This window comes from Clostridium gallinarum (assembly GCF_014836325.1).
Classification (GTDB): domain Bacteria; phylum Bacillota; class Clostridia; order Clostridiales; family Clostridiaceae; genus Clostridium; species Clostridium gallinarum.
In genome coordinates, this window is the sequence record NZ_JACSQZ010000082.1 from 1 (window position 1) to 10,744 (window position 10,744).

Genomic DNA, 10,744 nt, shown 5'->3' on the forward strand with positions numbered 1-10,744 from the left:
AAAATAATATATTTAAATTATATTAGATAATTATATAAAATTAAAGACTGCTGACACTTTGTCAGCAGTCTGAAAAAGATTGCCAAAAAGGCAATCTTTTCATTAATTTTCATCTATTCCTGCTAGATATCCTGTAGAAAATGCCATTTGTAGATTATATCCACCTGTTTCAGCATCTATATCAATAACTTCTCCTGCAAAGAATAAATTTTTAATTTTTTTAGATTCCATTGTAGAAGCATTTATTTCTTTTACAGTAACTCCTCCACTAGTAACCATAGCTGCTTTAATAGTTATTGTATCCTCTACTGTTAAACTCATTTCTTTAATACATCCTATAAGTTTATTTTCATCTTCTTTCTTTAATTCAGAAACCTTTACTTCATTTAAATTTAACATAGTAAGTATTTCTTTAATAAAGTTTTGTGGAAGATATTGTTTTAAATTATTTAGTAGACTTTTATTGTTAGATCTTATTAAATTAGATAATTCTTCCTTTGAAACTTCAGGTAAAAAGTCTATATTTATTTTTACTTCCATATCTTTTAGTAGTTTATTTATGTATGAAGAAAACTTTAAAACTCCAGGACCAGATATTCCAAAATGTGTAAATATCATATCTCCTTGCCTTTTTATTTTTTTCTTCTTTATAGTTGTACTTATTACTACTTCCTTCATTGCTATTCCTTGAAGATTTTTTATAAATCCTTCTTTAATAACTAGAGGTATTAAGGCAGGATAACAATTATTAATTGTATGTCCATGTCTTTCTAATATCTCAAACATACTCCCATCTGATCCTGTTGTTGGATAGCTCTTACCACCTGTTGTAACTATTACTTTATCGGAAAGTATTTTCTTTCCTTCTTCAGTAATAACTCCCTTTACGACATTATTTTCTACTATTAAGTCACTAACCTTTGTGTTGTAATATATTCTAACATCACTTTCCATTAAATCTCTTTGAAATATTTCAATAACTTCATCAGCCTTATCACTTTTCGTAAAAACTTTTTGATCATATTCTACCTTGTATTCCAAGCCCTTACTTGAAAAATAATCTAAAAGACTAGTATTAGTAAAAGTATATAGAGCACTATATAAAAACTTTTTATTTGTAACTATTTTCTCAAAAAACTCTTCAATATCTCTATTATTTGTAATATTACATCTTCCTCCACCAGTAAGTTTTAACTTTTTACCGATTTCAGTATTTCTCTCTATTAATATAACTTCATTATTTTTTGAAGCTGATAAAGCAGCCATTATTCCAGCTGGACCTGCTCCAATAACTATAACCTTTGCCATAATGTATCTCCTTAATTTGTTCTTATCTTTAAAATATATTATATACTAAAAACATATTGTGTTAAATAGAAAGGTATTTATCACGCTAAAAATTCAAATTAATAAAGAGGCTAATTATATAGCCTCTTTATTGATTCATTAATTTTTCCTTTGATATATTAAATGAATACTTCCATAGTAATAAATTAAATATTATTAAAATAAAAATATAAATATAACTTGCTATTTTATTATTACTTAAAGCGAAATGGATTCCTAATGCTATTAATACACTAATCATATGAATAAAAACAATCCCAACACTTTCTCCACCATTAGTAGCTTCAAACTTCTTAGAAAATGGTAAACTCTTTTTTAATATTATAAAATTTAAAATCACTAAAGAAATTAGAACTAAAAATACTATAATTAAATGAAGTATTACTTTAGGTCCAAAAATCATAATATAAATTAAAGAAATAATGGAATATGGAATTACAACAAATTTATATATTACTCCCTTCAATACGCCTCTAAATACTGATGACATATTTTTTATAGGTGCAATTTGATATATCCATGCTCCCATATATTTTTCTGAATATCTACTCATAATTAGTATATTAGGAATAGCCAATGCAAAAGCATATATAGATAAATATTGCCTAGAGTTTCTTAAAGATTCCAATATTCCAATCGGATTGTTCCTATCTATTCCTGGCATCATAAATACTATAGGTAAAACTACTCCTAAAGCTAAATTAGGATAAACCTTAAGCTTGAATTCTCTTTCAGAGCTAACAATTCCAATAGCAAAATTGAAAAATGCTCTTTCTGTATTATCTTTACAAAATAAATTATTTATTTTTATAAGCAACCTACCTTTTTCTTTTATATTAGCTTCATTATTATTTAACTTTTGAAGATTTTTTTCAAAGGTTGGTGTGAGTTTTAAGTAAATAATTATAGATATAATAGGAATACTTACTGCTAAAACACTCATTATAATTTTAATAATTGTTATTTCTTCACCATAAAGAATTGATAATGGCGCTGCAAACCACATTGGTGGAATTAATAAATGCCATATTTTTTCATTATAATTTATCTTTGATATATCAATTATACTAAATAATCTTGGTACAATCTGATATATTACAACCATAAATATACTTAAACCAATTTGCACAAAATTAATTATATCCTTTAACTTTTCTCCATCAAAAAACTTTAATACTAAAAGATAAGCTAAGGCTGTAATTATTATCATAAATATATCTATTAATATAATTTCAATAAAAAATATCAAAAAATAAATTATTCCATATTTTAATGATACTATAAAAGAAACTCCTACTAATGATAAAGTTAAATAAGTCATATAAATAAAAACATGAGTTATTTTAGCTGCATTTATTGTTTTATTATCTATTCCTTTAGTTGATATAATATTTTTATCTCTAACATCTAAAATAACATGAGAAAAATCAGAAATAAAAATAGTTAAAATCATAAACATTATTACTGAAAAAAATCCTGACATTAAATACATCTTATTTATATCAAAAATAAGCATAAGCGCTAAAAAAATTCCAATAAAAGCATACATTAGTAATGCTTTATAAAACTCATTAGATTCTTTCTTTTTCTTATTTGTTTCATTATTAAAAACAGTTGATTTCCTTCTTCCATCCATAGTTAACTTAGTATTAATTATTAATCTAAGTATATTATAATCTACTCCAGCTTTTGTATATAACCATGATAGCTTATCTAAAATTTTCAGCACTTTAAACTCTTTCATGTCTATACCTCTTTTACTGCTGAAATAAATGCTTCAGCCAATTCTTTATATTCATGGAATCCGGTAACTTCATTAAATATATTTTCAAGGGAACTTTCTTTAAAGTTATTTTTTAACTCTTCAAAATTTCCATCTGCAACTATCTCTCCATTATTAATTAAAATAATTCTATCACTTATCTTTTCTACTACTTCCATAATGTGAGAAGAATAAAAAATAGTCTTCCCCTCCTTAGCTAAGTGGGATAAAATTTCTTTTATTATCATTACACTATTAGCATCTAATCCACTTAATGGCTCATCTAAAAATAATATTTCCGGATCATGAATTAAACTAGATATAAGAATCAGCTTCTGTTTCATTCCTTTAGAATATGAGGATATTCTTTTTTCATAGGACTCTAAAATCCCCAATATCTCCATAAGTTTTTGTGCTTTTTCATTTACCTTATTATACTCTATTCCATAAAGCTGACCTATAAAGGTTAAATATTCTTTACCAGTTAAACTATCATATATATCAGGAACTTCTGGCACATATCCTATCTTTTTTTTATAACTTTCATCTGTTGCTAAAATCTCTTCTCCAAATATTCTTATTTCCCCTGTATATCCAGTAATTAATCCCATTATTAATTTAACAGTTGTACTCTTACCAGCTCCATTTGGACCTATATAACCAATTATACTTCCTCTATCTACAGTTAAATTAATTCCTTTTAAAACATCTTTTTCACCAAAACTTTTTCTTAAATTTATTAGTTCTAATACTTTATTATTTTCCACTTTTCCACCCCCACTTTAATTTTACATCTAAAGCACTTAATTGTAAATTAAAGGTAGTGATGTTACTTCTTATTATTATCTAAATTATAAGTTAATATAAAATTCCTCTTTATTCTTAACAAATCTTCCATATCATTTAAAAATTGCAATAATTGAGCTCTATTTTCAAATTCTTCTCTTGTTTTAGGTAAAGCCATCCTCTTACAATCTTTCTTTATATTCTCTAACTCTTCTAATAAATCCCTACAATCATTTGTATCTTTAATTTGATCTGCAACATTTTTAGTGAATTTAGATATCATATGTGTTTGATCAAATGACATATAAAACTTTTCAAAGTGAGATCTTAACTTTTTTATGATATCAAATTGATTTTTTCTCATATTCATATAATCTACATAATATGAATCACTCTTTAAAAGATTATTATTAGCTATTTTATAAGCTCTATCTATACTTTCATTTAATCTTTTTTCTAGATTATTAATTATTATCTTTTCATCTCTATCAACTGCATATGTTAAAAGAGATTTAGACATTTTTGACAAAATCAATCTATAGTTTTTTTCTATATACGCCTTATCTTCTTCAAACTGCTTATGTAAAGAAGGCATAAATAAATTTGCAATTGAAGCAATCCCTACTCCTATTATCATTATTAATAATTCATTTGTTATCCAATATGATGTAATTTCATTTGCTACAAATAAATGAGTAGATAATACTACAGCTGGCACCATCCCCTCAGATATATTAAATCTTGAAGTCAATGGTATAAATATTAATAAAAATAACGCAAAAGTAATAGGACTTTGTCCTAAAAATTTATAAGTTAAAAAAGATAAAAATATTGCTATTATACAAGCATAAATTCTATTTCTCCCTACAATTAATGCTTTTTTCTTAGTATCTTGTATACTTAATATTGCAATTACAGCAGCTACAGTTGAAAATTGAACATTTAAAATATTTGCTAATATAAGTGCTATAGTTGCTGATATTGACATTTTAAAAGCTAAATTATAAATATATTTCAAATATCATACCTCCTTATTAAAAATGTCTTTTTGCATACCCACATTTTTTACAAAGATCTTCAACTGCACGACGTCTAGAAAATCCATCATATATATCCTTAGCTCTTTTAGAATTTATTATTTCTTCTAAATCTTGATTAAATATATTTCCTAATGGTATATTCCCTTCACTATCTAAACAACATGGTACTACAGTTCCATCTAAAAGTATTCCAATTTGATCTCTAAGTCCATAACAAAATACCTCTTCACTTATTAAAGAAAGGCTTGAATCTGGCCAACTAAATTTTTCTGCCATATTTAAGTATATTCTATCCTTTAATTTTATTCCTCTCTTCTCTTTAATCATTTCTAATAAAGAAAAATCTAATTGTAGTTTATCTTCAATAAGTTTAATTATTTTAAAATTTAATTCATTATTTGCCTTTAACTCTTCTGTATCAATATTCCAAAGTCGAAGAGCACAAATTATTTCAGTTTTTTCATTAGCTTCTTTAATAAAATCTAATACATTATTTATATACTCATAAAAATCTACATCATTTTCATTAGCTTCAAAGCTATGAAGTGATATATTTATTTGTCTAACGGCTTTTGAATTTATTAAAACTTCCTTTACATTATCAATTAAAGTTCCATTGCTAGTAATATTAACATTTATATCAGCATCCTTAGCTATTTTAAGAAAATCTTTTAAATTTTTATTTAAAAATGGTTCTCCCATTAAATGAAGATAAATGTGTTTTGTATATCCATCTATTTTATTTATTATCTCCTTAAAACTTTCTATACTCATAAATCCTAATTTTCTACTTGTTTTAGGACAAAAATTACAACTTAAATTACAAATATTAGTTGTTTCTATATATATTTTTTTAAATCTTGTCATACCTTATCTCCTTTTTGTTTTTATAGAATTAATTTATCATATTATTTTCATTCTTCCAATATATTAAATATTATAAGATAATTAATATATTATAAAGGATGTGAATATATTGGACCCATATAAGGTTTTAGGTGTTTCCCCTACATCTTCTAAGGATGAAATAAAAAGAGCTTATAAAAGTATTCTTGATGAATACTCATTAGGTAACTCTTCAATTGATACTCGCCCTTTAGCAGAAAGTATTATTAATGATGCTAATATGGCCTATGATATTTTAGTAAATGGTGCTATCTACAAGGAAATTAGATCTTATATAGATAGTAATAATATTTCTATTGCAGAAAGTAAGTTAAATTTATTAGATTTAAAAGATTCTGCTGAATGGAATTATTTAATGGGATTTGTCTATTTTAAAAAAGGTTGGTTTGATATTGGTGTTGAACACATAGTTAAATCTATAGAACTAGATCCTAGTAATAAAGAATACGAAGATACTTTAACAACTTTACGAAATCGTTCTGGAGAAATAATAGAATATTATAAAAAGAATAATTATCAAAATCCAAATCAATCTAATCAACAAAATCCACCCCAATCAAATAATATGAATATGTGTGGTGGAGGTAATAATATGGGTGGCGGAAGCGGAATGTGTTAGTATAAAAAAAGAGACAAACTGTCTCTTTTTTTAATAAATATAAATTTATTTTTACTCTAATTGCGTTATTAATCTTCTCATTACATCCTTCAATTTTCCTTCTCCAGTTTCTTCATTTACTCCTGCAACAACTACTCTTATATCATTATCTGATAAATCCCATTTATAAGCTTTAACATCTATTAAAGATTCTTCTGGAAGTATTTCCTCCATATCTGTTGCTAGTTCTTCTGCTAAACTCATATATTCTTCAAATAACTCATCTTCACTTAAATCATCTATGTTATAATCATCTCTAATTATTCCATTTAATACATCTATTGATATACTTAAGTTATAAGCAAATGTGTCTTCTCTTTTTGTTCCTTTGCTCATATCTTTTAATACATTAAACTCAGTGTTTTTTTCTATTTCGCTTTTTATTTCCTCTGTGTCAACTACTCTTCTTCCAAATGCTATGTACATATTTCCCTCCAAATTATTATAAATATTTAATAATTACTTATTTAATTTAATACCAATATTATTTCCATTTACATTAAATATATTATTATATAATGCATCAAATCCATCATCTTGAAGCTTTATTTCTTCATTATCGTTAATATAAAATTTATCCATAGTAGATATAATTAAATCAAATTTATTTAAATTATTTTCCTCTAAAAGTATATTAAAAAGATATGCTAGATGGCCCTCCATATACCTTTGAATTCCCTTAATTTCATTATCACTTATTTTTCCATCTTCATATAACTTCTTTATTGGACCATTTCTAAAAATAAAATAGCTTGAAGCCTTTGTTATTTTACTTATATATTCCTTAGGGATGCTACTCTCCATAATATCACTCCTTATGTATATAATTTACAAAAATATAATATATCCTCATTGCTAGGATAATACCTTTATACTATAATATATTTAATATATTATACAGAGGTGTTAGCATGAATTTTTTAAAAGGTATATATGGAATTGATTTATTATCCATATTATTAATATTTTTATCTTCATTTTTTAACTTATCAAAATATACATGGTTTATTGGAACTGCACTTATTATATTATCATTATATAGAATATTTTCTAGAAATATTTATAAAAGACAATCTGAAAACAATGCATTAATAGCTTTTTTGAATAAACCTTTATCAAGATTTGGAATGAGAATTCCTTATAATTCTCAGCCTATAGATTTCACAAGTTTTTCATATGCATATAAAGTTTTAAAAAATATCTTAAATGAGAAGAAAAACTTTAAAATTACTAAATGTCCTAAATGTGGACAAAATCTAAGACTTCCAAGAAAAAAAGGTAATATAGTTGTTACTTGCAAGCGTTGTTCCCATAAATTTGATTTTAGAACATAGTCTTTATTATCTTTAGTAAAATTTAGTTTATCTTATGAAAACTTTAGGGGCTGCCATAAAGACAGCCTCTTTTTATTTTTTAGGAAATTATAAACGTATTACCCTGTGAATAATAGTTTTATAATTTCCTTCAGTTTGCAAAGATATAAACATTGTATGACGGCGACTTGGAGCGCATGCGACGGAGCAAGGAATATAATGTTTATATCTTTTTATTTTAAGGAATATCTATGCCTCTTGAAGCAACATAAATTTCAAACCATTGATCTCTAGTTAATAAAATTTCTGTAGCCTGAACAGCTGACTTTATTCTTTCTATTTTACCTGATCCAACTATAGGCATAATTTTACTTGGATGCATTAAAAGCCAAGCATATGCAACTTCATCTATATCCCTTGCACCTACTTCTTCTTTTATTTTATTTAACGCCTTCTTAACTCTTAAAGCTCTCTCATCTAAACTATTGAATAACTTACCACCAGCAAGTGGAGACCATGCCATAGGCTTTACCCTTTTTTCAAGCATTAAATCTAAAGTTCCATCCTCAAAAGCGTTTAGGCATAGTGGTGAAATTTCTACTTGATTAGTTATAAGTTCATTATCTAAATAAGAATTCAGCATATTAAATTGAGATGGTAAGAAGTTAGAAACTCCGAAATATCTAACCTTACCTTCCTTTTTAAGCTTATGAAATGCTTCAGCTACTTCTTCAGGATTTAATAAAGCATCTACTCTATGTATTAATAAAGCGTCTAAATAATCAGTATTAAAATTCTTAAGTGATCTTTCCGCTGACTTAATTATATGTTCCTTACTTGTATCATAACAATGAGATTTATTTTCCGGTCTATTTTCTGAAGGAAATTTTATTCCACACTTTGTTACTATCTGAAGCTTTTCTCTTAATCCTTTTTTTAGGCTCAATGCCTCACCAAATTTTTCCTCACAACAAAAATTACCGTATATATCAGCATGATCAACTGTTGTTATTCCTAAATCATAGGCTTCTTCAATTAAATTAATTAGTTCATTACTACTTAATTTCCATTCCATTAATCTCCAATATCCATGTATAATCCTTGAAAAGTCTAAATCATCTTTTATTTTAATCCTCTCCATTTTTCCCTCCTAATGAATCTATATTTTTCATTATATCATATATTCCTACTCTTATTAATAAATTATCTACTTCAAAATGGGTAAACTTCCCTTAATATATTTAAGGAAATATGAACAAAATAAACTATAAACTTGTAAAGGAGGATTTATAATGTCTAATAAAAAAAATACTGATAAATTAACGCTATCAGCTCTTATATTAATGATTTTTACGTCTGTATATGGATTCAATAATATTCCTAGAGCATTTTATTTAATGGGATATTCAGCAATTCCTTGGTATATTTTTTCTGCTATATTTTTCTTTATACCTTATGCCTTTATGATGGCAGAGTTCGGAGCCGCATTTAGAAAAGAGAAAGGTGGAATTTATACTTGGATGGATAGATCCATAGGTCCTAAATATGCATTTGTAGGTACATTTATGTGGTATAGCTCTTATTTAATTTGGATGGTAAGTGTTTCATCTTCAATCTGGGTACCTCTATCTAATTTAATTTTTGGAAGAGATTCTACATCAAATTGGTCTCTATTTGGATTAAATGCACCAAGAACCTTAGGAATTTTAGGAATAATTTTCGTAATACTTATAACATACATATCATCAAAAGGACTAAAAAGTATTACTAAAGTTGCTTCTATAGGTGGAATATTTGTTACAAGTGCAAATTTAGTTTTAATAATAGGTGGATTAATAGTTTTAATTTCAAATAACTTTGAATTAACTCAACCTTTAACAGCTAAATCTTTTATAACTTCTCCAAATCCATTTTATCAAACTCCACTTGGAATATTAGGATTCTTAGTATTTGCTCTTTTTGCCTATGGTGGATTAGAAGCTGTAGGTGGATTAGTTGATTCTACTGATAATCCTAAAATTACTTTTCCTAAAGGAATTAAAATTGCAGCTATTGTAATTGCAATTGGCTATTCACTAGCAATTCTATTTATAGGATTCTTTATTAATTGGAATAATATATTGAATGGTCAAGATGTAAATATGGCTAATGTATCTTATATAGTAATTAAAAATTTAGGTATTGAAATTGGTAAATCACTTAACCTTTCTCAAAATAATATAGATATTTTAGGATCTTTATTTGCAAGATATATTGGACTTTCAATGTTTTTAGCCTTACTTGGTGCTTTCTTTACCCTTGCTTATTCGCCTTTAAAGCAATTAATAGATGGTACTCCAACAGGAATACTCCCAAAATATTTAACTAAAAAAGATAAAAATAGTATGCCTAAAAATGCTATGTGGATTCAATGCTTTATAGTTGTTGGAATTATTTTTGTATCTTCCTTCGGAGGTAAAAGTGCAAGTGTATTTTTAAATTATTTAGTTTTAATGGGTAATGTTGCTATGACTATTCCTTATATGTTTTTATCCTTTGCTTTTATTTACTTTAAGAAAAAGCAAGAAATTAAAAAGCCTTTTGAAATCTATAAAAACATAAAATTTGCTACAATAGCAGCTATTATAGTTACTCTAACAGTTGGATTTGCTAATATATTTACAATATTACAACCTGCATTAGAGAGTAAGGATTATACTTCAACAATATTCCAAATTGCAGGTCCAATAATCTTTGGAACTATTGCAATAATATTATATACTTCTTATGAAAAAAGATTATCTAAACAATAAAAAAATTAACTGTCTATAATATATAATAAAAATAAGGATTCAATTACTGAATCCTTATTTTTATCAGACTGCTGACAAAGTGTCAGCAGTCTTTAATTTTATATAATTATCTAATATAATTTAAATATATTATTTTTTAC

The 10,744-nt window shown here is 25.6% G+C and carries 11 protein-coding genes; 3 read left to right on the plus strand and 8 right to left on the minus strand.

The window, feature by feature from the left end:
* Positions 1-102 precede the first annotated feature (102 nt).
* The 5 genes from H9660_RS14905 to H9660_RS14925 form a co-directional block, all read right to left on the minus strand.
* Positions 103-1,308 carry a BaiN/RdsA family NAD(P)/FAD-dependent oxidoreductase gene (locus H9660_RS14905; protein ID WP_191751171.1) on the minus strand — a complete coding sequence of 402 codons (1,206 nt, stop codon included), beginning with the start codon at positions 1,306-1,308 and terminating at the stop codon, positions 103-105.
* Between the two features lie 127 nt (positions 1,309-1,435).
* The gene (locus tag H9660_RS14910) at positions 1,436-3,091 is read right to left on the minus strand and encodes a hypothetical protein (protein ID WP_191751172.1); all 1,656 of its coding nucleotides are present in this window, start codon (positions 3,089-3,091) and stop codon (positions 1,436-1,438) included.
* A 2-nt stretch (positions 3,092-3,093) separates the two neighbouring features.
* On the minus strand, positions 3,094-3,876 hold the full coding sequence (locus tag H9660_RS14915; protein WP_191751173.1) for an ATP-binding cassette domain-containing protein: 783 nt from the start codon (positions 3,874-3,876) through the stop codon (positions 3,094-3,096).
* 62 nt (positions 3,877-3,938) lie between these two features.
* The gene (locus tag H9660_RS14920; protein ID WP_191751174.1) at positions 3,939-4,913 is read right to left on the minus strand and encodes an aromatic acid exporter family protein; all 975 of its coding nucleotides are present in this window, start codon (positions 4,911-4,913) and stop codon (positions 3,939-3,941) included.
* Between the two features lie 16 nt (positions 4,914-4,929).
* Positions 4,930-5,802 carry a radical SAM/SPASM domain-containing protein gene (locus H9660_RS14925; protein WP_191751175.1) on the minus strand — a complete coding sequence of 291 codons (873 nt, stop codon included), beginning with the start codon at positions 5,800-5,802 and terminating at the stop codon, positions 4,930-4,932.
* Positions 5,803-5,902: 100 nt separating this feature from the next.
* Here H9660_RS14925 and H9660_RS14930 point away from each other — a divergent pair, with 100 nt between their 5' ends.
* Complete coding sequence (locus tag H9660_RS14930; protein WP_341479606.1) at positions 5,903-6,460, plus strand: J domain-containing protein; 558 nt, start codon at positions 5,903-5,905, stop codon at positions 6,458-6,460.
* 51 nt (positions 6,461-6,511) lie between these two features.
* Here the strand turns inward: H9660_RS14930 and H9660_RS14935 are convergent, their stop codons facing one another.
* Positions 6,512-6,925 (minus strand): hypothetical protein, encoded by a 414-nt coding sequence (locus H9660_RS14935; protein ID WP_191751177.1) that lies wholly within the window; start codon positions 6,923-6,925, stop codon positions 6,512-6,514.
* A 33-nt stretch (positions 6,926-6,958) separates the two neighbouring features.
* Positions 6,959-7,303, minus strand: a complete 345-nt coding sequence (locus H9660_RS14940) for a hypothetical protein (RefSeq protein ID WP_191751178.1) — start codon at positions 7,301-7,303, stop codon at positions 6,959-6,961.
* A gap of 107 nt (positions 7,304-7,410) precedes the next feature.
* Here H9660_RS14940 and H9660_RS14945 point away from each other — a divergent pair, with 107 nt between their 5' ends.
* On the plus strand, positions 7,411-7,833 hold the full coding sequence (locus tag H9660_RS14945; RefSeq protein WP_191751179.1) for a hypothetical protein: 423 nt from the start codon (positions 7,411-7,413) through the stop codon (positions 7,831-7,833).
* A gap of 217 nt (positions 7,834-8,050) precedes the next feature.
* On the opposite strand, the gene H9660_RS14950 is transcribed toward H9660_RS14945, so the two are convergent.
* Entirely contained in the window at positions 8,051-8,953 is a 903-nt protein-coding gene (locus H9660_RS14950; protein WP_191751180.1) for an aldo/keto reductase, read from the minus strand.
* Between the two features lie 151 nt (positions 8,954-9,104).
* Between H9660_RS14950 and yjeM the strand changes: the two genes are divergently transcribed.
* Complete coding sequence (yjeM, locus tag H9660_RS14955) at positions 9,105-10,604, plus strand: glutamate/gamma-aminobutyrate family transporter YjeM (protein ID WP_191751181.1); 1,500 nt, start codon at positions 9,105-9,107, stop codon at positions 10,602-10,604.
* Positions 10,605-10,744 lie beyond the last annotated feature (140 nt).